This is a genomic window from Bacillus sp. FSL P4-0248, from assembly GCF_038593305.1.
Classification (GTDB): domain Bacteria; phylum Bacillota; class Bacilli; order Bacillales; family Bacillaceae; genus Bacillus; species Bacillus safensis.
This window is the reverse complement of record NZ_CP151983.1, coordinates 515,301-538,244: the sequence shown is the minus strand read 5'-3', so window position 1 is coordinate 538,244 and position 22,944 is coordinate 515,301. Positions and strand designations below refer to the sequence as shown.

Sequence of the window (22,944 nt, the reverse complement as noted above, 5' to 3'; positions counted from 1 at the left end):
ATTTTACGTGAGCTGACCAAGTACATAGGTGAGATCGTCCTTTTTGTCTTGTGTGTATGTTTCAAGCTGTTTGGCGATGTCTTCAACTGAATGTCCATGCTTTAAACACATGCGCATGTTTGGCACATTCAGTCCGTCTGAATACATAATGAATATCGATCCTTTTTCGTATGAATAGGTGTATGTTTTATATTTTCTAGGTTTCCCTGATAAGTATCCTGATGTCGGAAGTGGATAAATATAGTCGCCAGAAGGTGCATTCAAGATAAACCGAATATTGCCAACCGAACAATAGGTAAATTGCTGCTGGGAAAAATTCACCTTTAATATGGCCACAGTGGCCCCGCGTTTATTTTTCATAGCCTGATTGCATCTGTCGATGAGGGCCGCCACATCCTCATGTCCATATTCTTCGACAATTTCGCTGACTAAAGAAGATGATTCATTGGCGTACTGGCCGCTGCCCAATCCGTCTGCTACAGCACAAATTAGTTCTTCATCATCTGCTTTAATAAAAAAACTGTCCCCGCAGCATGGTTTTCCTTCTTTATTCGATTGATAGATAATGGCGTTTACATGCTCATGCTGTTCAATCTGTTTCATTACCCTAGCTCCATAGACGCATCTTCTGATAATGCATCTCGCAGTTTTTTCACTGCCTTCCGCTGAAGTCTCGATACATGCATTTGAGATATGCCAAGTAAATCGCCTGTCTCTTTCTGACTCTTATTTTGCAAGTAAGTCAGATTGATAATCTCTTTTTCTCTATCCGACAGCACATGAAGCACACTCTCAAGCATCATTTTTTGATTCACACGTTCGTAGCCCTCTTCCTGTGAGCCGACAACGTCTAAAATCGTCACAGTACTTCCTTCAGAATCAGCCTCTACGCCTTGGTCAACAGACAGCGCTTGATAGCTTTTGCCCATCTCCATGGTTTCAAGTACTTCTTCTTCTGTTACATCTAAGTATTCTGCAATTTCTTGGACTTTAGGTGATTTCTGTGTCTCTGTTGTCAAATGATCAACTGCCATTTTGATTCTTGGTCCAAGCTCTTTAATCCGCCTTGGTACATGGACACTCCATGTCTTATCTCGTAAAAAGCGTTTGATTTCCCCGATGATGGTTGGAATGGCAAAGGCTTCAAATGATTTACCGACGAGCGGGTCGTATCGTTTAATAGCGCCAAGTAAACCTATCATTCCAACTTGTCTGAGGTCCTCATGAAAGCTTTTTCCTTTAGAATATTTTTTCGCCAGCATATCAACCAAGTTTGTATAGCATTCGACCAGCGTGAGCTGCGCCTGCTCGTCTTGATTGGTTTGATAGCTTTGGATGAGGCGGTCTACTTCATCTTTAGTTAGTTTCATAGTTTTGGATGGTTGTGTCATGGTCAACTCGCTCCCTGTTTAAAAACTTTGTCATCGCCACGGTAACTCCGGAGTTTGCTTGCACCTCGACTTCATCCATCAATGTTTGCATTAAGTATAAACCAAGACCTCCTTCTGCCAATTGATCCACCGTATGAGCAGATGTGTACGGTCCCAAGTCTTCCTGTTTTTGCTTAAAGTCAAAGCTACCGCCTTTGTCAGCGACAATGATTTCTAGACGATCCTCGTAGACAAGAAAGCGAACAGCCACCTCTCCATCTTCGCCGTCTTCACCTTTGTAGGCATGCTGAACTGCATTTGTACAGGCTTCACTGACGGCTATTTTTAAGTCTTCAATTTCTTCATAGACATATCCCATCCGGCTCGCTACGCCTGACAGAGTCAAACGAATGATGCCTACATATTCTGGTTTTGCCGGTATTTTCATCTCGATTCGATCTACTGATTCGTTCATTGTACCCCACCCTCTGACTTTGCAGAAATGTCAATGATGTCCTTTAATCCAGTGATTTCAAACAACCTTACAAGCCGTTCTGACAAGTTCTCAAGCTTTAATGTGCCACCTGCTTTTTGAGCCGCTTTAAACAGCCCAACGAATACACCTAAACCTGTACTATCCATATACGTAACATCCTTTAGACAGATTTCAAGATGCTCTCCCGCCTCAGCTTTAGGCATGAGCGTTTCTCTTAGCTCAGGAGCGGAGTACACATCAATTTCACCGCTGACACTGATTTTCGTTTTTTGATCTATTTGATGCTCTTTTACAGACATATTCATTATGCATTCACCTCGAAATTCTTGTTTCCTAAAGTTTTATATACCCGCATGTTCACTTTCTAAACCTTTCTTTTGAGAACAAGTAAAGTAAAGTCATCGTGCAACTGAAAATCCTGCAGTTTGAGTAAGCTGGCGTAGATGGCATCCACCATTTCTTGAGCTGAGTAGGATAGGTGCTCTGATATGAGTGTTTTGATGTCCTCCCTCTCTAAGAAACCATCCTCTGACTTGGATTCTGTGACCCCATCAGAGAATAAGATCACCATGTCTCCTGCATCCAAATGCTTCTCGTACTGTCTGTAGTCAAATTCTGGTGCGATCCCAAGGACAAGCCCTTTTGCGTCTAAATCGTAAAATGTGTTCTCTTTTTTGCAATAGAAAAAGCCCGGCTCATGACCAGCCGATGCGTATTTAAACTCATGCGTTTCTTTATTATAGCTGCCATAGAACATCGTGATAAACATACTTGGGTCTACGTTTTGCTCGACTACACGATTCAGGGTTTTCAGCACCTTTGTTGGGCCGCTCCCTGACTCTGGCAAGGAATCCATCGCATATTTAATCATCGACATACAGAGCGCAGCCGGGATTCCCTTTCCAATGACATCTGCGATCGCGATATTGATTGTATCGTGATCCGTCACAAAGTGGTAATAATCTCCACTCATCTGTTTTGCCGGTACACTAATTGCACCAATATCAAAGGTATCTCCTTCTGGAATTTTCGTTTCCAGAAGGGTTTGCTGAACATTTGCAGCAATTTCAATTTCAGATTTTATTTCTTGCTGGATGCCTCTGAGTGTTAAATGTTCTTGGTAGGCAAGTCCGTACCCAATCATGACTTCAATTAAGAAGTCTAGTGAATGAAAAACATCTTCCGGCAAATCAGGGTAAAGCTCCTGAATCACTTTTCGGTGAACACTCACTATTTCTTCAGGAGGTATTTGATGCTCAATGGTTTTACGGCTAAATTTTTGAGCTTGATAAAGCGATGTTTCAGTTAAATCACTGATATAACGACTGAGCAGCTGATGGTACCGCTGCTCCATTACCTCCTTAAAATCCATGGTTTCCCTCCTAGCGAAGCCACTTAACAGCTTGTATCTCCGTTCCTTGTTCTGGTGCAGAATCTAATTTAAATTCATCCATCAGCCGTCTGACGCCCGGAAGACCTGCTCCGAGTCCGCCTGATGTTGAAAATCCGTCTTCCATTACTTTACGTATATCCATGATACCCGGCCCCTCATCGGCTGCGATGACTTTGAGTCCACGCTTTCCGCGCTCCATCACTTCTTCTATACAAATCTGACCTTTACCAGCGTATAAATAGATGTTTCGAGCTAATTCTGAAATGGCCGTCGTAATTCTTGCTTGGTCAACTGTTCCAAATCCAAGTTCTTTTGCAACATTGCGCCCCAATTGTCTTGCTGCGACTATGTCCCATTCCGTCAATATTCTTACACAGGATTGGTCTTTCATATCTATTCCCCCAATTCCCGCTTCAGTGTCTCAAGCCCTTGTTCAAGATCTAGTGCTGTCTGAATTTCTTCAAGCGATATTCCAAGTTCAATCAGCGTCACAGCGACTGCCGGCTGTATTCCTGTTAATACAACTTTCGCCCCCATGAGCTTGGACATCGTGATCACATCACCTAATACCTTTGCAATAAAGGAATCAATCATATCAACGGATGTGAGGTCAATGACAACACCGTTTGCTCCTGTTTCATGAATTTTATTCAGCAAGTCTTCTTGAAAGTGGAGAGCTGTTTGATCATCAAGCTCCCACTGTATCGAAATCAGAAGACAGTTATATAGTTTTAAGATTGGAATCTTCGGGTGATTTCTCACTGGGTTATCCCTCCAATGAAACAATTTTTCGATTTGTCATTTCCAAAGCAGTTTGAATTCCTTTTTGAAGGGTATTCTTTGTTGTAACTTGAGATAAATCAATTCCAAGGTTCACAATGGTTTGGGCTATTTCTGGACGAATACCGACAAGCAAGCACTTCGCACCTACTAATCTCACAGCCTCTGATGCTTGAATGATATGATGCGCTACCATTGTGTCAACGACAGGTACACCCGTAATATCAATTAAGACGACTTGTGAGCGATGTTTGACGACACCGTTGAGCAGATTCTCCATAATTTTTTTGGCACGTTCTGTGTCAATTGTTCCAACAAGCGGCATGACGGTAATGTGCTCAAATACTGGGATCAGCGGGGCAGAAAGTTCCTGCAGCGCGATTTTTTGAAGGTTGACTGTTTTCTCCCATGAGATGGAATACTGGTTTAAGATCTCGTTATGAATAGGTGTGATGAATCGATCAATTTGCCAGATGAGGTCATGACTTTCTTCTGTTGTATCTTTGTCATCGTTCATTTTTTGATATAAATGTGAACGGATTTCTGTTAGACCATTTGCCAGTAACTTAAGTGATATACCCATTTGAACAATTTTTAAAGCAAAAGTTTGCACTTTTTCTTCAAAATCTTCAGCATACCCTTCTGAAAGAGATGTAATGATTAATTGAACATATTCCGAACAGATGGTTTCATACATATTGTCGTTCAGCATCATGTCCGTTTCTTTTTCTCCGAGTCGTCTAAAAATGTCCGTCCACTCTTTTTGTAATTCCTCTCGATGCTCTCTTGCAAAAGCTAACACGATATGATTCGACATGTTTTACCCCCTACGTACATAAACAGCACTTCTTTTTAGTCTTTCTTCATTATAACGTTAATAAAAATTGAACACAAAAAAAAGTTGCTCCCAAGAGAGCAACCAAATCTCACCATATTAAAAATCAATAAGAGCCAAACTAACTTGTAAGGCTTCATCAACCTTCTCCATCATCTCATCATCAAGATGTGTGATTTTATCTGTCAATCTTTGTTTATCGATTGTACGAATCTGCTCCAAGAGAATGACAGAATCTCGTTCAAAGCCGTAGCGCTTTGCATCAATTTCGACGTGAGTCGGTAATTTCGCTTTTTGTATTTGGGCTGTTATGGCTGCAACGATAGCAGTCGGGCTGAAGCGATTTCCAATGTCATTTTGAATCACCAATACTGGGCGAACCCCGCCCTGCTCGGAGCCAACAACAGGAGATAAATCAGCAAAGTAAACATCACCGCGTTTAACAATCAAATGTTTAACCCCCGCTGACTAATCGCTCAACTGTATTCTCAGCCTCAAATTCTGCGTATTGTGCCTCTGAAGAGATATTCAGATTAATTTTCGCCATCTCCATGTAGCCGCGTCTCATCGATTCACGATTTTGTCGAATATTGCGTTCACGAATATACGTTTTTGTCGCTCGGTAGATCAATTCATTTCTTGTTACCTTATCCTGCTCTGCTACTCGTTCGATTTCAGACATCAAAGCCTCCGGTAGTCGAATCTTCATTTCGTTTGTTGCGCTGGATTCAGACAAAAAACATACACCTCCACAAAACTTACGGATACCGTTTCGATCCATTCCAAGACTAATCATACCATTATTCAATGCGCAAGCAAAGCTGTTTTTTCATGATTTCTTATTAGAACATGAAGCGGCTGTTCACCCGTAAATCAAAGATGATAATGGAGTTCCTCTTTCACATTATACGCTTTTTTCCGAAAATCATACGGTATTTCCAAAATCTCTAAAAAAGGGAGAATGTTTACGCCTTCTTTGTAGAATAAAAAGGAACGATGTCAGTTTGACGATCGTTCCTGTGAAAGCTGTTTAGAAAAAGCTGGACCCGCCTTGAAGAAGCGGATTCCGCACATGCACCCTTTTGCCGTCCTCTATATAAACTCTTGGGACGCGGTGGCCAATGGAGCAAGTGACTTCATAGTTAATGGTTTCAAGCCTTTTTGCAATTTCATCGACTGATACCATTTCTTCACCTTGTCCACCAATCAAAACGACTGGCTCCCCTGCCGGAAGGTTATCTTTCAGTTCAACCATGAATTGATCCATACATATCCTTCCGGCAATCTTCCGGCGCTTACCGCCAACAAGTACTTCCGTGCCTGCCAGCTTCCGGATCCATCCGTCTGCATAGCCGACTGGTACCGTACCGATCCATGTATCTTGATTAGCTGTATACGTCGCCCCATAGCTGACACTCTCACCCTTTTGAATGAGCTTCACATGGGCAAGCTTTGTATGAAGAGACATGGCTTCTTCCAGCTTGAAAGGAAGTTCATCTTTGATTTCCTCTGATGGTGACAGCCCGTACATACTGATGCCGAAGCGAACCATATTAAACAACACTTCTTTAAACCTCAAACCTGCTGCACTATTGGCACAATGAACGAGCAGCTTTTCCGTATGAAGCGGCTGAAGCAGGGTTTGAAAGGTGTCGACTTGCCGCTCAAAATAGTTCTCATCCTTTTCATCTGCTGTCGCAAAGTGAGTAAATACACCTTCCAGCTGTAAATAAGAATGCTCGCTGACAAGCTTCTTTACTTCATTCACTTCCTCTAACGTTTTCACACCTAAACGGTTCATTCCGCTGTCTATTTTCAAATGAAAACGAATGGGTTGTCCCATCTGCCCTTTCATCATATCGACGACTTCCCTCAGCCAGCTGGTGGAGTAAGCGGTCATGACCACATTGTATCGAACAGCGGTTTTGACATACTCCGGCGGCACAGCGCCGAGTACAAGAATCGGTGCTTTAATGCCTTGATTTCTTAAAGAAATGGCCTCATCTAAAAAGGCTACAGCTAACAAGTCTGCACCTGCTTTGAGGGCAGCTCTTGCCACTTCTATATCTCCATGTCCATATGCATTGGCTTTCACAACAGCCATCAATTGAACATTTTGACCGATATGATCTTTCATATGTGAAACATTGTGCTTGATTGCTGTTAAATTAATTTCTGCCCATGTGTCTCTATAAAAGGCATTTGTGTCCATCAGTCACACTTCCCTATTGAATGATTCAATCCCCTCATATGATACTAAAAATCAAGAATAATGTGAAACAAATCAAAGAAAATCAGCCCTTGCACAGGGCTGATATGTTGTTTTTTAAGGCTCTCGCCTATTTAGCTGACTGGCCTTCTACACTCTTTGCAACCATCAACAGCTCTTCCTTCGATAGATCACTTGAGGAAATTAAATAGTCAACTCCGTCAGATGTCCATGAGAGGGATTGATCTGTCAGAACCCCTACTGTCATGCCAAGATCGACCGGCTCGCCGTTCATCGTGACAGGCGTAGATGCTTCAGCTACTCTCGCTTTTTCCTGGATGAGTGTGAAGGATTTCTTGCCGCCGTAAGTAATCACATAACGCTTCCCAGCATCTGTCGTCATTTCTTTTTCTTCCATCTTCTTCACGCCTTCTGGCATATCAACTGGTGTTTTCACCGCAAAGCTGTCAGATGGGTCTGCACTTGTGGCAACATCCATTTGAGAGAGTGTCATGTTTTTCTTCTCATCAAATGCATCTTTGTCAAAGGATTTATTGAATTCAAAGTGAGAGAATTCCACTTTCACCATTGGCTTTTTGTCGCTATCCAGCACTTTCACACTGGCAGGCGCCATTGTTTTCTTATGAAAGGTAATCTCTTGGGTAGGCAGCATTTGGTTGTGCTGATAATTGGTCTTCGTTTCGAACACATACTTTGACTCTTTCGCTTTGAACTGAGCTGCACTGTCATTTTTAATGTCCTTCACAAGTGATTCGAATAAATAGACCTGACTGCTATTATTCGGCCAATCACTATGGAAACGGAAGCTCTTGTTCAATGAAGGTGTCAGCACAAACACACCATTGCCATTTCTTAAAATGACTTGACTCTGATCCTTTTTCGGATTTTCTAAATAGACACGGTAAAGCTCCGGCTTTTTGTACCAAATTTCTACCTGGTACTCCTGCGGGTCATTTCCTGTCTCAATGGTCATTTTTGCTTTGGCTTTGTATGATGTCATTTCCTCTGCCTTTTTGTTTAAATCTCCAACGATATCCTTCTGAGATTTTTGACCGCATGCGGAGAGAATCAGTACAAAAAGGATTCCCGTTACAAGCAAAACAAAGCTTTTTCTCACCCTTTTCAACCCCTTCGTTAATTGTGTTAAAAGGAAGAAACCGCTTGTTTGACTTTAACAGTACGCCTCAAGAGTTAACTGCGTACCGCGAACCATCAAAGCCTGTTAGCAACTCGCCCTTCCTTATCGCACTACCCAATATATGAAGGGGGGACAAACAATATGCAGACTAGCTTGACAACCTTTCAATTAAAACTTGTGCAGCAGCATATTCCTTTGTATGGGTTATCGACACATGGACCTGATCTCCCTCTGCTTTCTCGCTTTTGATGAAGGGTTTCCCCTTATCGTCTTTTTGAATGTCTATGTCATGAAAGCTTAAATGCTGACCGATTCCCGTTCCGTATGCTTTAGCGAAGGCTTCCTTTGCCGCAAAGCGTCCTGCCAAAAATTCCAGCTGTCTTTTTTCACTGAGTGTAAGAAAGACGTCCTGTTCACTTAAAGTCAAAATTCGTTCCGGTAAACGGGGCTGTCTGCTGAGCACCCGCGAAAGACGGTCGATCTCTACAATATCAATGCCTATTCCTTTGATCATGAGGTACCTCCTATGATACTCGTACTAATTTGAGTGTTCGCTTCATAAACGTGTTACTATAAACTTACCATTATCTAGTCAAAAGGGGTTTGTTATGTTTATTCGAACGGAGAGCTTTCAACAATTTATTAGATCGTATCCAATCGTAACAGCGATCCTTGCTTTACAAATCGGCCTGTGGCTTATATTTGCGGTTCCTATCCCTATTATACAGCTTGGACAGGATCATCTCGTCGGTTTCAATTATGGTGTAGCAGCTGGGGAATGGTGGCGTCTCGTCACACCTATTTTTCTGCACGGGAGTCTCACGCATATTTTATTCAATTCCATGTCCCTTTTCTTGTTCGCTCCAGCGCTTGAACATTTGCTTGGGAAGGTTCGATTTCTAATCATTTATCTCGGTGCAGGATTCATTGGCAATCTCGGAACCTATTGGGTGGAGCCTTTAGAGTATGTACATGTTGGCGCTTCTGGTGCGATCTTCGGTTTGTTTGGGGTTTATCTATACCTTGTCCTGTTTAAACCGCACATGATGGACCGCGGGAATTCACAAGTGATTTTAACGATTCTTGCTGTTTCTGTCATCATGACGTTCGTCAATTCGAACATCAATATCATGGCTCACTTATTTGGATTGATCGGCGGTATGATTCTAGCACCGATTACGCTGCTTTTCCATTCGAAAAAAAGACGCTATTAATCTCATAAAAAATGTCGATCACTCCTCAAGCAGGAGCTGATCGACATTTTTCGTTTAAGACGATTGATTTTTTTCATACGAATACCAATCAAATACACGTGCCGCATCTTCTTCCTCAAGGTGATGCACACCAAAGGAATCAAGCAGCGCAGAGGATTTCACAAAGGTGTGAATACTGGCGACCCGGCCTTTCTTTTGGAAAAAAGATTGCGTCATCGTATAGTTTTGCATTCGTTTTCTCAAGACAATGCCAGTGGTCTTGCCAATTCCTCTTGATGTCATTTGAATCAATGAATCTTTGATTGTATATCCTGATTGTTTATAAGCTAAATAGCCAAAGAATAGAGCAAGCGGTAACGGAATGAGTCCCAAATATCCCCATGGCGGAAAGCGTACCGACAGGATGATACCTACAAGTAACGGCACAAAGCCATATGAGATCAGGTAGCGCTTGAGCGAACGTTTTGGCACTTTTTTCAGCTCTGTTTCTGGTGCTACATGATAATGATCGGTGAATTGTGACAGCAATTCATTTATTTTTTTCTTCCGAATGAGCGGAAATAAGACGGAAGAGGTTTCTTTTTCTGTAATCGAACCTCCTGCACTAACAAGCATCACCGTCGCAAAACCAAAAGGCTCACGGATCATATTCTCTTTGATTTTCACTGCTTGAATTCTCGCAAGTGGAATGGTCATTTGATGTCTCTCGATGAGCCCTCTTGTAATGATGATGTCATTCCCTTTCCGCTTTGCAGCAAAATTCGCATACTGAAGTGCTGTTACCCCAACACTCAAGATCCATGCGATCAATACAGCAAGAAATATCAAAATCGCATAGATTTCAATGCTCGCATGGCTTAAAAAAGAGAACTGCTTGAAGAACCCGTCCAAAGGGAGAATTTCATCTATTTGCGTGTAGATGGCGAGACACCCTGAGATAATGACACCGATACCGCTTGAAGTGGTCGCAGCCAAAAGCAATTCTGGCACACCCATACGATAGGAGACATTGATTTCTTCCTGCATAGGTTTTTGCGCAGTCAAATGGCCATTCAGATCACCTGCTTCATCCGTCATTTCTTCTTCCTGCAAGCTTTTCTTCCGGTTGAAAATCGACTTTTTTAATTGTTCCGCTTCTGCTTTTGTAATCGCGGTCAGGCTCACTTCTGGACCATCCGTTCCGCCTGCCGTTTCGATTTGAACCCGCACTAAACCGAAAATCCGCTGGAAAATACCTTCACTTGTATTGACCGTTTGAATTCGTTCTAACGAGATATATTTTTTCTTTTTCGTAATCACACCCGATTCCACACGAAATTCATCGTCTTCCATCCGGTAAGTGAATCGTCTCCATTCTAAAATGGTAAAAACAGCTTTCCATAAAAGAAGCACACCAAGAATGATAAATGCATAAAAGCGAATGCTTGAATTCGAGTTCACAAAAATCAACACGAAAAAAGGGATAATGAAGTTTTTGATCATGGATACAGCATCTGATATAAAATCAATGAACATCGAAATGGGGTGTACACGTTTTGGTTCAGACATCATCTTCCGTCACCCTTGCTAAACGAGATATGTAATCACGAAGCTCATCTGCCTCTTCTAATTCTAGCGCCGGTATATCATGAACTGTGGCAGCAGTCGAAATTTGAACAGAGGCCAAACGGTAGCGCCTTAAAAGCGGTCCTTGAGATGTATCAACATGCTGAACACGAACCATTGGCACAATTACACGTGTGACGCGAATGAGTCCATGCTGTATTTCAATTTCATTTTCGAATACTTCGTAGCGCCAGATGTGGTGGCGGATTTTTGGTATGAGCCAAATGCCAAAAATGACCTGTAAGACCCATAAACCAGAAAGAATCGCTCCAATCCAATATGGCCATTGAAAATAGTAGCTGGCAACAAATACCCCAATGATGATGAGTAAGAAAATCAATGAGATAATTCCATTTTGAAGACGCCATACCTTTAAACCATTTAAACTAATTTGACGTTGCGGCTGTTTTCTCACATTCTTCCCCCATTCTCATACTTTTCTATCAATATATTACGTAACAAAGCCTAAAAAGTTTCAATTTCAGCCTGTTAAAAAAAGCGAACCCTGCAAAGGATTCGCTCTTGTATGTTAGTTGTTATAAGATTTCTTTTGACGACGATCGTTAGAAGAACGATTGCGGTCATTTGAAGAACGCTTTTTATCACCATAAGATGAACGGGTGTTCTTGCCTTTTCCACGGTAGCCTCCGCCACCGCCGCCGTCTCTGCGTTTAGAAGAGCTGCGGTTGTTACGATGACGTTTAGAAATCATCGGTGCTTCATCTGTTAAACGAACTGGCGTTGCATCCGGCTCTTTTGTCATCATTTTAATCGCAGCTGCAACCACTGTCACAGAATCATGATCTTCCAACAATTCAGCAGCAGCTGTCATATAGAAGTTCAAGTTGTTTTCACTGATGATCGTGCGTAGACGGTCAACTGTTACTTGCTGTTGTCCTTCAATCGCCTCATCTAGTGTAGGTTCTTTCATACGATCCATTTTACGTTTAGTCGTTTGCTCAATCGCACGAAGCATATCTTTTTCACGTGGTGTGATGAATGTCATCGCCATACCTGTACGTCCAGCACGTCCTGTACGTCCAATACGGTGCACGTAGCTTTCTGGATCTTGCGGTACGTCAAAGTTATACACGTGTGTTACGCCTGAGATATCAAGTCCACGTGCTGCAACGTCTGTTGCGACAAGCACATCGATTGAACCCTCTTTGAATTTACGAAGCGCAACCATACGTTTTGCTTGAGTCAGGTCACCATGAATTCCTTCAGCTGTATAACCTCTAAGGTTAAGTGCTTCAGTCAATTCGTCAACACGGCGTTTCGTACGGCCGAAGACAATTGAAAGCTCAGGTGATTGAATGTCAAGAAGACGAGTCAATGTATCAAACTTTTTACGTTCGTGAATATCCAAATAGAACTGTTGGATGTTAGATACAGTCATTTCTTTCGCTTTTACTTTTACGTGTTCTGGGTTTGTCATGAAACGCTCTGCAATGCGCTTAATTGGTGCAGGCATTGTCGCAGAGAATAAAAGTGTTTGGTGTTCACTTGGTACATTTGAAAGGATCGCTTCAATGTCTTCGATGAAACCCATGTTTAGCATTTCGTCTGCTTCATCTAGCACAACTGTTTCAACGTTTTGAAGACGCATTGTACGACGGTTAATGTGATCGAGTAAACGTCCTGGAGTCCCTACGATGATATGAGGATTTTTCTTGAGCGAACGGATTTGACGGCCGATATCTTGTCCACCGTAAATAGGAAGTACGCGTGCACGCTTGTCTTGGCCGATTTTATATAGCTCTTCAGATACTTGAATCGCTAATTCTCTTGTTGGCGCAATGATAATCGCTTGGATATTTGGAGACGCTGGGTCGATTTTTTCTACAAGAGGAATACCAAATGCTGCAGTTTTTCCTGTTCCTGTTTGTGCTTGTCCGATGACATCTTTATTTTGAAGACCGAGAGGAATCGTTTCTGCTTGAATCGGTGTTGCTTCTTCAAATCCCATGCGGTTAATAGCCTTCATGAGACTTTCGCTTAATTGAAAATCTTGAAACGTTATAGTCAATTTATTCAAACTCCTTCTAATTGCTGTTTCAGTAATCTCGTGAATGATCATTAAAAACTGCCCTTTTCTGAAAGGACAGGTCCATTATATACAAAGCCCGAATTACCCTACCTTATATCTTACCATTACACTATTTGTTTTTCAACAAGACAGAAATGGATATATCTACTGTTCTACAATGACAGATTCACCTTCACTTTGATCTCCGTCCATCCATTTCCACTTTTCAAACAGTTGAATTTTTCCGTTATCCAGCTGCTTTGGAGTGGAATTGCAAGTCCCGCTTCTCATGCTGCCGTCCTTGCTTACATGGTGATATCTAAAATGAAGTGTTCCATCCTCATTCACAGTTCCTACAAGTACGCCAGATATAATACTGCCGCCTTGATATGTGCCCGTTAATATATTCCCGTCCTGACGATATTGAAATATGGTTCCTGCTGATACTTCTCCGTTACTCGAATTAGACTGCGGGATAAAGGTTTTTCCGTCATATTGAAACAACCGAATCGACCACCTTTTCTTTCCTATTGTACCATAGGCCTGTCACACATTCGACAAAAATGATGCAAATTTTAACAAGTGGGATTCAATTTATATTAGTTTAGCCACATTTTAGCTTTTCTATATATTAAATTGCTTTTTTTAGAAAATGTTCTACTTTCTCAAACAATTGCTGGGCACATGGCTCATGACAAACATGATGTTTACAATCGGGCAAATAAAACATTTCTTTCTGGCGAGACGGGACTTTATGATAAATAAATTCTGCACTTGAAGCAGGCACAATCCCGTCGCTTTCCCCTTGAACAATTAACACAGGCAGATGAAGCTTCTCAAGCGAATTCTTCGTTTGCTTTACCAGCTTCATAAATTCTATCGCAGCTGACAGCGGCGTGCTTGTGAGCTTATGGCGATATCGATCATATAAAGGGTTTGTATCAATGATCCCTGACAGGGACTCCTTTACCATCTGCCTTGTGTCTTGCATCATTTGTTTTGGGTTCACATATTTAGCCGCAGCACTTAATAGGACGAGACGGGCAACTGGGTACTTCGCTGCTAAGTAAGAAGCAATCATTCCGCCCATAGAAAAGCCGATCAAATACACGGTGTCACAAGTTCGATAAAGGGATAAAAGTTCGAGTTCAGCTGTCGCTATCCATTCTTGATAAAGAATGCCTTTTAACTGAAGCTCATCCCCATGCCCCGGAAGCGTGACAGACTGCACTTCCCAATCTGCCGTCTGTTTTAAATATTGCGCCAGCGGTTCTACTTCATAAGGGGCACCCGTAAAACCGTGGATACATAAACAGCCAATCATTCTGTCACCTTCTCACTTTTATAGTGCAGTAATGACTTCTTCCAATTTCATACCGCGTGAGGCTTTGACAAGCACAACATCGTCAGGCCCTGCCACTTCAGCTAGTTTTTTCTTCAGATCCTCTTTGTCCATAAAGGAGAAGACGTGCTCAGCCCCGAATGATTTTTTCGCTCCTTCAGCAATGAATGCACCTAGACGGCCATACGTCATGACATGATCAATAAATTCCGGCTTGATGTAACGGCCAAGTTCATAATGATACGTTTCTTCTTCACTGCCCATTTCGAGCATATCTCCAAGTACAAGAATACGATTGGCGAAACCGTCCATATCTCCCACAAGATCAATGGCTGCTTTCATAGAAGTAGGACTTGCATTATACGCATCATTAATGACAGTGATTCCTTTGTCTGTTTTAAACAGCTCAAGACGCATCCCCGTCAACTTCGTTTGCATCAGTCCTTGGGCAATTTGTCTTTCATTCAGCCCAAAATGCTGGCCTATAGCAATAGCAGCAAGTGCATTCTTCACATTATGTTTCCCTAATACAGGAATGAGAAAACCCTGGGCATACCCTTCGACTTGAAATTCTGTTCCCTCTGCAAGCTGGTTGATGTGCGTTACCTTGATATCACAGTCCTCTGCTTCTCCAAAGGTTTTTGCACGCTGAGAGAGTGAACTTGCTCTTTCGCGAAGCAAAGGCTCATCACCTAAGTAATAAAAGATGCCGTCTTCTTTTAACCCTTTTACGATCTCACATTTTGCATCAGCAATGGCTTCTCTTGATCCTAAATCTTGCATATGAGATTCCCCGATATTTGTGATGACTGCTGCATCCGGCTCAGCGAGATCTGATAAAAATTCGATTTCGCCTTTTGCACTCATGCCCATCTCCAAAACCGCAATATCTGTTCCTTCAGGCATTGCAAGAATAGTGAGCGGAAGACCGATATGATTATTAAAGTTACCGTCTGTTTTATGAACTTGATACGCTGTTTGCAAGACGGAATGAATCATATCTTTCGTTGTGGTTTTCCCATTACTTCCTGTAATACCGACAACACGAGGGTTTTCTTCTTTTAAGTATGATTTCGCCAGCTGTTGAAGCGCAGTTAGTGTATCCTCTACAAGAATAACCGGAACGCCTTCTGGCGGATTGGCTTCTTTTTGATTCCAAAGAACAGCTGAGGCTCCTAGCTCCACTGCTTTTGAAGCAAATGTGTGACCGTTAAAATGTTCTCCAATAAGCGGGATAAACAGGGCGCCGTTTGATACTTTTCGTGTATCTGTTGTCACTCCGTGAATCTGTTCTTCGCCAAAAGCTTGATTAGATAGGGTTCCACCAGCCATTTGGGCGATTTGTTTCACTGTACGTTTGATCATGATTTTTCGCCTCTCTTTCTCATTTCACGTTTGAAGGAAAAGAGACACTACCTAAGGATAGTGTCTGCTTGCTGCTCACATTAAAAAGTTGTTTTAATGGTTTGTTTTTCTTGATGGCGTTCAATTGCAAGTGACACCAGCTTTTCAATTAACTCTGGATACTCTACACCAGTGTGCTTCCAAAGTAATGGGAACATACTAAATGGTGTGAATCCAGGCATTGTATTCACTTCATTGATCAACACTTCACCTTTTTCTGTAAGGAAGAAGTCTGCACGTACGAGACCAGATCCATCGAGGGCTTTAAATGCCTTAATTGCCATGTCATGAATCGTCTTATATTCATCCTCTGACACACTCGCCGGAATGATCAAATCTGTATCGCCGTCTTCATATTTTGCTTTGTAATCATAAAAATCTGTTTTAGGTGCAATCTCACCAACGACAGAGCATTTCGGCTCATCATTGCCTAATACACCAATCTCGATTTCTCTTCCAACGACGCCTTCTTCTACGACCACACGACGATCATATTGGAAAGCGAGGTCAAATGCAGTCTGCAGTTCTTCTTTGCTGCGGCATTTGCTAATTCCAACACTTGATCCCATGTTGGCAGGTTTCACAAAGCATGGATAGCCCAGTACTTTTTCAACCTGTTCTAAGCTGTCTGGTGTCGCTTTCTCGTAGTCTTTTTTATTGAAAGAAAGGTGCTTTGCTTGTGCAAGTCCTGCTTGTGCAAAAACATCTTTCATCATGACTTTATCCATACCCGCGGCAGACGCGAGAACGCCGTTGCCGACATATGGGATATTTAACAGTTCAAGTAATCCTTGCATTGTGCCATCTTCTCCATTTGGTCCGTGCAGCAACGGGAAGACAACATCAATTTTCTCATCAGCCGATGCAGGCTGTGGAAACATGCTTTCATTTAAAGAAGTTGGTAAAAACGTCTTTGCGTTCTGTTCAAATTGAAGCATTTTGACGTTTGATACTGGTTCAGTGAGTTTTTCTCCTCTTAACCATTCACCCTCTTCTGTAATATAAATTGGATGTATATCGAACTTCTCAGTGTTAAGTGCTTTTGTAACTGCAAGGGCTGTTTGCAGTGATACATTATGTTCGGCTGACTTTCCGCCGTAAATCAATCCTAAACTTATTTTCAATGGATACTCCCCCCACTAAAATTCATCTTTACTATCTTATCACTTTCAAGCAAAAATGCTCTAATTAATTTTTGTTGTTACGTAATTGAAATGATTTGTAAAGGTTGTATGCGCCTCCCGAGCATTTGTATGTCATTCGCCTTTATTTTATATTAAAATGACATTGAAAAGGAGTTGTGACAAATTGAAAAAAATCACAAGTACTGAACAATTCAATGAAATGATTCAATCAGACAAAGAAGTCATCGTTAAATTCTTTGCAACATGGTGTCCTGACTGTACAAGAATGGACATGTTCATTCCAGACATCCTAGAAGCTTATGCTCACCATGAATGGTTTGAAATAAATAAAGATGATTTCCCTGAATTAGCTGAAACGTATCAGGTAATGGGCATTCCAAGCCTGTTAATTTTCAAAAATGGTGAAAAAACAGGTCATTTACACAGTGCAAATGCAAAATCGCCTGAAGAAGTGACAGAATTTCTTCAAGAGCACGTTTCTTAATTGATGAAACGAAGGACATCAGCAAACTCTTGCTGATGTCTTTTTTCTTTTTAAATCTCTTCATAAGACGAGCTGCACAGCCAAAACGTTTCAAATTGATGTTTCACTTACGACAAGTCACGACAAAATTATTTCCTGGGAAAGAATGCAGCGTCGAACCAGATTGGAATATGTCGGTTACGTGAATTTTCTGAATTGAATCTTTACTTCTGACATTTGTCTTTGTATAATGGAATTGCTAATTGAAAATGATTATCAATTTCATCTATGTGAAATCCTATAGACGTCCATTCTTATTAAGGAGCGATGAGTCACATGTCTAAGAAGAAAATTAAAACCTACCAGCAATTGATTGAAGAGAACAAAAAGGCCATCATGCGCGATCCTCAAATGATGGAAAGTATTTACGAAACCATCGACAAAAAACACCAGAAGCAGCTTGCAGCTGCTGGGCGTGAATCATAACTATGAGAGGAGCAGTCATCACTGACTGCTCTTTTGTCTGCTTCAACAAAATAAAAAAGCCGATAAAATCTGTTATTCGATTTTATCGGCTTTTGTTTTAATGTGATTTCGCTACACGGTCCTGCTTCATACCTAAATAAATGAGCATATATGTGAGATAACCCATTGTCATCGTTAAACCACCGAAGAAAAATTGAGAAAAGACAGGTTCCTCAAATGTCGTGACGGCAGCAAGAACGATCCAGCTCGCATATAAATAGACCATGAACCATTTCATATTTCTTTTAAGTGTATACAGAAAGAAAAGACCCGCTAACGAAAAAATCCCCAGCGCTAGTCTGAAATAAACAAGATGATCAAATTGGAAGGCAAAAGACACAAACGAAAACGACAGCAGCAGCAAAATTGGTAAAGCCGTAATGAAATTTTTCACGATAGTGCCACCTCCATGACTCCCTCTTATTATAAGACAAAATCAGCCGGTTATCGTGAAATACAGACTCGTTTTCACAAAGATGTCACGAATTTTTCTTGTTATTTGACACAATTTTTACACATTTACATCACGTTTCCAAAAAAGAATCCAAGCCGATCCAATAAAGAAAACAAAATGCGCCCCTACTATAAATAGAGAAAACAAAATGCTCATCCCATGAAAAGGCGGCGGTCCTTGAAAGCTGTACTGAGTAAAGTCCGTATTCGCGAAAAGGAGTATTTTCCCCCACTGATTTTCTAAGAGAGACATGATCGGCACAAGTGATTTCGCCGCATATAAAACAAAAAACGAGGTCACAAGGGCAACAAGACTGTTTCTAAACAAACTGGAACACATAAAAGCAAAGCTTGCCATCATGATCACTTCCACCCACTGAGATCCAATGACGGCAAACGTATGCTGAAATAATTGCCCTGTTCTTTCATCAAAATCAGTACCGAAGAAAATAAGACCAAATAGAAAAGCCAAAACATAATAAAAAACAAACAAATAAATGACTGTCAGCACAAGTGTGATGTATTTTGACAGAAAAATGTGCAGTCTTGTTTTTGGCCGGATCAATAGAAACTTGATCGTCCTTTTCTGAAACTCTGTTGAGATCAAGGTCGCGCCAATAACAACAGCAAGCACCTGCAAAATAAACACGACGTTCGTGGAATAAGCAAAATAGTTCGCGACTGTGTCTTGTCCGCCAAAGCTTGATATGACTCGTTTTAAGGTTAGAGCCATGGCCAGTTGAAATACAACGATCAATAAAAGAGCAATGAGTGTGATCTTTTTCTTCATGATTTTCTTATGCTCATTCTTGATGAGGTTAAGCATCTGTCGTCCCGCCTTCCGTCCATTTCATAAATGCCTCTTCAATTGACTGCTTTTGAGGCATCAATTCAAGTACATCAAACCCCGCCAGCACAAGCTGTTTGTTCAGCTCTGGCACACGTTCTTTGTTCAGTTGAAGCAGTACACGCGCTCCATTTCGTTCATATGTATAGTCGTGTGCGTCAAGCCATGAGACCGCCTTTTCTACTGGCTGAATATTCATCAGCACCTGCTCTTTCCCCTCCATATCCCGGAGATGAGTACTAGCTTTGATCTGTCCCTTTTGAATGATAATCATTCGGTCACATAGCTCCTCTACCTCATGCAATAAATGCGTCGCAAATAACACCGAGGTTCCTTCTTCCTTTACAAGCATTTGTAAGTGCTCCCGGAATTCCTTCATTCCTGCAGGGTCCAGTCCATTTGTCGGTTCGTCTAAAATGAGCAGGTTCGGCCGATGCAAAATAGCTTGTGCAATCCCAAGCCTTTGTTTCATCCCTAGTGAATACGTCTTGACCTTCTGATGAATGGCATCCTCCAGACGAACTCTTTCCACCACTTCCTGAATGCGTTCCTCCGTCACGCCATCGTGCATCGCTGCATACATTTCAAGGTTTTCAAAGCCTGTTAAATACGAATAAAATTCTGGGTTTTCTATGATCGCACCAACAGATGACATCGCTTTAAGAAAATCCTCATCTTGTGAATATCCATTGATCATGATGTTGCCATTGTTTTTTTTCATCAAGCCAACGATCAATCGAATCAAAGTTGTTTTTCCAGACCCATTGGGACCAAGTAATCCGACAATTTCTCCTTGCCCAATGTCTATAGAAATATCCTGCAAGATCATTTTCCGGCCAATTAGTTTATCGACTTTCTCTACTTTTAAAACAGCAGACTGCAAAGTGGTTCCTCCTTCTGATGTAAAGCCTGTGGCGGCAGTTATGACCGCTCATCCTGTAAAAAGTATATCACGCGAGACAAATCAATCCATGAAAAAAAGGACTGATCCAGTCAGCCCTTCTTGCTTATTACAGTGATAAGTTAGGTGTCGGCGCTTCTTTTTCGTGCTTCTTTTCGGTTTCAGAAACAATCACCGCACATGCTGCGTCACCTGTAATATTAACTACGGTTCTTGCCATATCTAATAAGCGGTCTATACCAAGGATCAGCGCTATTCCCTCAACAGGAAGATTCACGGAATTTAACACCATGGCCAGCATGATGAGCCCTACCCCTGGGACACCTGCTGTACCGATACTTGCTAAAACAGCTGTTAAGACAACCGTCAGCATTTGAACAAGCGTCAGTTCAACCCCATACACTTGAGCGATAAAAATGGTCGCAACACCTTGCATAATGGCTGTGCCATCCATATTAATGGTTGCACCCAGCGGCTGCACAAAGCTTGAAATCGGCTCTGGCACCTTTAAACGCTTTTGCGCTGTTTCCATTGATACCGGCAGCACTGCGTTACTGCTTGATGTACTAAATGCAACAACCATCGCTGGTGAAAATCCCTTAAAGAATGCCATTGGATTTCGTTTAGCTAAGATAGCAATGGTTGATCCATATGTCAGGAAGAAATGCAGGATAAGCGCAATTAACACGACCGAGAAGTAAAGTCCCATCGCTTTCATGGCATCCAGCCCCTGACTGCCGATTGCCGTTGCAATCAAACCGAATGTCCCGTACGGTGCAAATTTCATCACAACACCGACAAGATACATCATTAATTCATTTCCTTGTTCAAACAGCTTCAGCAAGCCTTCCGTTTTTTTACCAAGCATGGCTATGCCAAGACCTAAAAATACACAGAAGACGATAATTTGAAGCATGTCTCCTTCAACTAACGATTGGACTGGATTGGTTGGAATGATGTTGAGTAGTGTGTCTGCCATTGATGGGGCTTCCTCTGCGGAATAATCAGCCGCTTTTGTATCAAAATTGCCGAAGGCTCCCGGCTTGATCAATAAGGCTAATGAGATGCCAATGATGATGGCAAAAGTCGTAGTGAGCAGGAAATAAGTAATGGTTTTTGCGCCGATTCTGCCTAGCTTCTTCGGATCACCAAGGCCTGCTACACCGAGCGTGATCGAAAAGAATACAATGGGCACAACCAGCATTTTAATCAGGTTTAAGAAGATTTGACCTAGTGGTGTAAATAAATAAGGGTCTAACACTTTGAATACATCTGGAGCAAAAAGGTTGAGCAGCAATCCTGTGATTGCACCTACAAACAAGGCAATAATAATTTTCGTCGCCAGCTTCAATAAAATCTCCCCTTCCTCGTCAAAAAGCCCACGAGAGAGTCTTCTCGTGGGCCTGCGTGTCCATACATGTACCACTGTCTACTCTCTTCACGCTGATGAGGTTAGCTGACGGGTTAGGACGAAGAGATGTCCTTTTTTCTCAGATAAGAAAAATTCACCCCAAAAACATGGGTCCCCCATTCCTTTAGAAGGATTAAGCGTGTGGTAATATGATATTTTCATACCATTTATACCTTATTTTTAGAAAATTGTAAACAGGTTCATATGAACTTTTTAATTACTTTCTTCCCTATTTGTCACTTCAAGGATATCTAAAATAAACACAAAGATTGGGATACCGATAATAAGTCCCCAAATGCCAATATAGTGTTCAGAGAAGATCAGCACAATAAACGTGAAGAAAATAGGGAGCTCTGTTTTAGCTGACATGAGCTTCGGATTCAAGAAGTATGCTTCAATGGCATGGATAATGACAATCACCAGCACAATATACAGGACATACATTCCGCCTCCGAGTGTATACGCAATGATGCTGAGTGGAATAAGAGAGATCACTACACCCGCTACTGGGATTAAGCCTAGCAAAAAGACCATGACCGCTAATCCAAATAACTGCGGGAAACCCATAATGCCTAACGCGATGGTCGTTAGCACACAATTAACGGTTGCAATAATAAACTGAGCTTCAAGTACTTTTCCAAACGTTCGGGAAAATTTACGTCCAAAGAAGGCAATTTCATGATAGAACACGGAGATTTTACTCGTTTTGAACTTGTTCATGAATTGAATGAGGCGTTCTTTTTCGAACAGGAAGAACATGCTTAATATTAAGGACATAATGACCTGGATACTGAATGTACTGAAATCGGTTATGTATGTATAGAGGAAATTAAACCCTTTCTCAAAGAAAGCTGATATTTTGAAATCTCCGAATACGTTCGTGATGACGTCAAAGAAGGGTAAATCTTGTGGATGATCTGCAATTTTCTTTCCTAAATGAAATAGCTGCTCTACCTGTTTGGCGATGATTGGCACAAAAACAAATCCGCCAAATGTCAATCCGCCAGCCAGAAGAATATACAAAATGGTAATGACCGATTTCTGTCCTATTTTCAGGAAGCGATTTAAAAAGCCTCTAATGACCTCTTCCAACCGATTCATCAAAAAGGTGAAAATGAAGGTCAAAAGAATTAAATTCATCATTCCTCTTAATAGATATAATGCTGTGGCTAATACTACAAATACTGAAAACCGCTTAACACCGGGTTTTTCGAACAATTTTAAAAATGCCGTCATTACGTTACACACCTGCCAGGACTAAAGTCTATTTTTCATCGTATCTGATATACATTATATCGGATCTTTCTGTAAATTATATAATAAAAGGTCAAAGAGGTCTTACGATTTGTATTAATTTTATTGT

At 41.5% G+C, this 22,944-nt stretch carries 28 protein-coding genes and 1 riboswitch; of the genes, 3 read left to right on the top strand and 25 right to left on the bottom strand.

Going from position 1 to position 22,944, the window contains the following annotated elements; genetic code table 11:
- Nucleotides 1-3: 3 nt before the first annotated feature.
- The 13 genes from NST65_RS02580 to acpS form a co-directional block, all read right to left on the bottom strand.
- Nucleotides 4-603: a PP2C family serine/threonine-protein phosphatase gene (locus NST65_RS02580; RefSeq protein WP_034283944.1), complete on the bottom strand. Its 600-nt coding sequence runs from the start codon at nucleotides 601-603 to the stop codon at nucleotides 4-6.
- Nucleotides 603-1,391 carry an RNA polymerase sigma factor SigB gene (gene sigB / locus NST65_RS02575; RefSeq protein ID WP_024427378.1) on the bottom strand — a complete coding sequence of 263 codons (789 nt, stop codon included), beginning with the start codon at nucleotides 1,389-1,391 and terminating at the stop codon, nucleotides 603-605. The genes NST65_RS02580 and sigB overlap by 1 nt, the downstream gene beginning before the upstream one ends.
- Nucleotides 1,357-1,845 carry an anti-sigma B factor RsbW gene (gene rsbW, locus NST65_RS02570; protein WP_034283945.1) on the bottom strand — a complete coding sequence of 163 codons (489 nt, stop codon included), beginning with the start codon at nucleotides 1,843-1,845 and terminating at the stop codon, nucleotides 1,357-1,359. Before rsbW ends, sigB begins: the two co-directional genes overlap by 35 nt.
- On the bottom strand, nucleotides 1,842-2,171 hold the full coding sequence (locus tag NST65_RS02565) for an anti-sigma factor antagonist (RefSeq protein WP_024425392.1): 330 nt from the start codon (nucleotides 2,169-2,171) through the stop codon (nucleotides 1,842-1,844). The genes rsbW and NST65_RS02565 overlap by 4 nt, the downstream gene beginning before the upstream one ends.
- Nucleotides 2,172-2,230: 59 nt before the next feature.
- Nucleotides 2,231-3,238 carry a PP2C family protein-serine/threonine phosphatase gene (locus NST65_RS02560; RefSeq protein ID WP_024427377.1) on the bottom strand — a complete coding sequence of 336 codons (1,008 nt, stop codon included), beginning with the start codon at nucleotides 3,236-3,238 and terminating at the stop codon, nucleotides 2,231-2,233.
- 10 nt (nucleotides 3,239-3,248) lie between these two features.
- Nucleotides 3,249-3,650 (bottom strand): anti-sigma regulatory factor, encoded by a 402-nt coding sequence (locus tag NST65_RS02555; protein ID WP_024427376.1) that lies wholly within the window; start codon nucleotides 3,648-3,650, stop codon nucleotides 3,249-3,251.
- A 2-nt stretch (nucleotides 3,651-3,652) separates the two neighbouring features.
- Nucleotides 3,653-4,021, bottom strand: coding sequence for an RsbT antagonist protein RsbS (rsbS, locus tag NST65_RS02550; protein WP_003214235.1), 369 nt, complete (start codon nucleotides 4,019-4,021; stop codon nucleotides 3,653-3,655).
- 4 nt (nucleotides 4,022-4,025) lie between these two features.
- Nucleotides 4,026-4,856 carry an RsbT co-antagonist protein RsbRA gene (locus tag NST65_RS02545; protein ID WP_098677664.1) on the bottom strand — a complete coding sequence of 277 codons (831 nt, stop codon included), beginning with the start codon at nucleotides 4,854-4,856 and terminating at the stop codon, nucleotides 4,026-4,028.
- 117 nt (nucleotides 4,857-4,973) lie between these two features.
- Nucleotides 4,974-5,324 (bottom strand): type II toxin-antitoxin system endoribonuclease NdoA, encoded by a 351-nt coding sequence (gene ndoA, locus NST65_RS02540; RefSeq protein ID WP_024425388.1) that lies wholly within the window; start codon nucleotides 5,322-5,324, stop codon nucleotides 4,974-4,976.
- Nucleotides 5,325-5,328: 4 nt separating this feature from the next.
- On the bottom strand, nucleotides 5,329-5,610 hold the full coding sequence (locus NST65_RS02535; protein WP_003214273.1) for a hypothetical protein: 282 nt from the start codon (nucleotides 5,608-5,610) through the stop codon (nucleotides 5,329-5,331).
- Nucleotides 5,611-5,904: 294 nt separating this feature from the next.
- Nucleotides 5,905-7,086 (bottom strand): alanine racemase, encoded by a 1,182-nt coding sequence (gene alr, locus NST65_RS02530; RefSeq protein ID WP_342489296.1) that lies wholly within the window; start codon nucleotides 7,084-7,086, stop codon nucleotides 5,905-5,907.
- Nucleotides 7,087-7,213: 127 nt separating this feature from the next.
- Nucleotides 7,214-8,230, bottom strand: a complete 1,017-nt coding sequence (locus NST65_RS02525; RefSeq protein ID WP_098677666.1) for an outer membrane lipoprotein-sorting protein — start codon at nucleotides 8,228-8,230, stop codon at nucleotides 7,214-7,216.
- Between the two features lie 160 nt (nucleotides 8,231-8,390).
- Entirely contained in the window at nucleotides 8,391-8,756 is a 366-nt protein-coding gene (gene acpS, locus NST65_RS02520) for a holo-ACP synthase (protein WP_041116756.1), read from the bottom strand.
- Between the two features lie 94 nt (nucleotides 8,757-8,850).
- On the opposite strand from acpS, the gene NST65_RS02515 reads away from it, so the two are divergent.
- Nucleotides 8,851-9,456: a rhomboid family intramembrane serine protease gene (locus NST65_RS02515; RefSeq protein ID WP_041116754.1), complete on the top strand. Its 606-nt coding sequence runs from the start codon at nucleotides 8,851-8,853 to the stop codon at nucleotides 9,454-9,456.
- 54 nt (nucleotides 9,457-9,510) lie between these two features.
- Here NST65_RS02515 and NST65_RS02510 read toward each other — a convergent pair whose 3' ends face one another.
- The 7 genes from NST65_RS02510 to NST65_RS02480 form a co-directional block, all read right to left on the bottom strand.
- Nucleotides 9,511-11,007, bottom strand: a complete 1,497-nt coding sequence (locus tag NST65_RS02510; RefSeq protein ID WP_065215282.1) for a PH domain-containing protein — start codon at nucleotides 11,005-11,007, stop codon at nucleotides 9,511-9,513.
- Entirely contained in the window at nucleotides 10,997-11,476 is a 480-nt protein-coding gene (locus NST65_RS02505; protein ID WP_024425383.1) for a PH domain-containing protein, read from the bottom strand. Before NST65_RS02505 ends, NST65_RS02510 begins: the two co-directional genes overlap by 11 nt.
- 114 nt (nucleotides 11,477-11,590) lie before the next feature.
- Nucleotides 11,591-13,090, bottom strand: a complete 1,500-nt coding sequence (locus NST65_RS02500) for a DEAD/DEAH box helicase (protein WP_034283956.1) — start codon at nucleotides 13,088-13,090, stop codon at nucleotides 11,591-11,593.
- Nucleotides 13,091-13,255: 165 nt separating this feature from the next.
- Nucleotides 13,256-13,594 (bottom strand): glutamate synthase, encoded by a 339-nt coding sequence (locus NST65_RS02495; RefSeq protein WP_046313963.1) that lies wholly within the window; start codon nucleotides 13,592-13,594, stop codon nucleotides 13,256-13,258.
- A 127-nt stretch (nucleotides 13,595-13,721) separates the two neighbouring features.
- Nucleotides 13,722-14,414, bottom strand: a complete 693-nt coding sequence (locus NST65_RS02490; protein WP_024427369.1) for an alpha/beta fold hydrolase — start codon at nucleotides 14,412-14,414, stop codon at nucleotides 13,722-13,724.
- Between the two features lie 18 nt (nucleotides 14,415-14,432).
- Nucleotides 14,433-15,797, bottom strand: coding sequence for a UDP-N-acetylmuramoyl-tripeptide--D-alanyl-D-alanine ligase (gene murF / locus NST65_RS02485; protein ID WP_111927706.1), 1,365 nt, complete (start codon nucleotides 15,795-15,797; stop codon nucleotides 14,433-14,435).
- Nucleotides 15,798-15,877: 80 nt separating this feature from the next.
- Nucleotides 15,878-16,960, bottom strand: coding sequence for a D-alanine--D-alanine ligase (locus tag NST65_RS02480; RefSeq protein WP_041107469.1), 1,083 nt, complete (start codon nucleotides 16,958-16,960; stop codon nucleotides 15,878-15,880).
- 184 nt (nucleotides 16,961-17,144) lie between these two features.
- On the opposite strand from NST65_RS02480, the gene NST65_RS02475 reads away from it, so the two are divergent.
- Entirely contained in the window at nucleotides 17,145-17,465 is a 321-nt protein-coding gene (locus NST65_RS02475; protein ID WP_034283964.1) for a thioredoxin family protein, read from the top strand.
- Between the two features lie 315 nt (nucleotides 17,466-17,780).
- Nucleotides 17,781-17,930, top strand: coding sequence for a Fur-regulated basic protein FbpB (gene fbpB, locus NST65_RS02470; protein ID WP_065215285.1), 150 nt, complete (start codon nucleotides 17,781-17,783; stop codon nucleotides 17,928-17,930).
- Nucleotides 17,931-18,027: 97 nt separating this feature from the next.
- On the opposite strand, the gene NST65_RS02465 is transcribed toward fbpB, so the two are convergent.
- From NST65_RS02465 to NST65_RS02445, 5 genes are all read right to left on the bottom strand, one after another.
- On the bottom strand, nucleotides 18,028-18,363 hold the full coding sequence (locus tag NST65_RS02465) for a hypothetical protein (protein WP_017366657.1): 336 nt from the start codon (nucleotides 18,361-18,363) through the stop codon (nucleotides 18,028-18,030).
- Between the two features lie 117 nt (nucleotides 18,364-18,480).
- Nucleotides 18,481-19,248, bottom strand: a complete 768-nt coding sequence (locus NST65_RS02460; protein ID WP_041116743.1) for an ABC transporter permease — start codon at nucleotides 19,246-19,248, stop codon at nucleotides 18,481-18,483.
- Nucleotides 19,241-20,152 carry an ABC transporter ATP-binding protein gene (locus NST65_RS02455; protein ID WP_046313956.1) on the bottom strand — a complete coding sequence of 304 codons (912 nt, stop codon included), beginning with the start codon at nucleotides 20,150-20,152 and terminating at the stop codon, nucleotides 19,241-19,243. Before NST65_RS02455 ends, NST65_RS02460 begins: the two co-directional genes overlap by 8 nt.
- A 127-nt stretch (nucleotides 20,153-20,279) precedes the next feature.
- Nucleotides 20,280-21,521: a dicarboxylate/amino acid:cation symporter gene (locus tag NST65_RS02450; RefSeq protein WP_034283966.1), complete on the bottom strand. Its 1,242-nt coding sequence runs from the start codon at nucleotides 21,519-21,521 to the stop codon at nucleotides 20,280-20,282.
- Between the two features lie 76 nt (nucleotides 21,522-21,597).
- Nucleotides 21,598-21,731, bottom strand: a riboswitch (cyclic di-AMP (ydaO/yuaA leader).
- A gap of 63 nt (nucleotides 21,732-21,794) precedes the next feature.
- Nucleotides 21,795-22,817, bottom strand: coding sequence for an AI-2E family transporter (locus NST65_RS02445; RefSeq protein ID WP_024425375.1), 1,023 nt, complete (start codon nucleotides 22,815-22,817; stop codon nucleotides 21,795-21,797).
- Nucleotides 22,818-22,944: the final 127 nt, after the last annotated feature.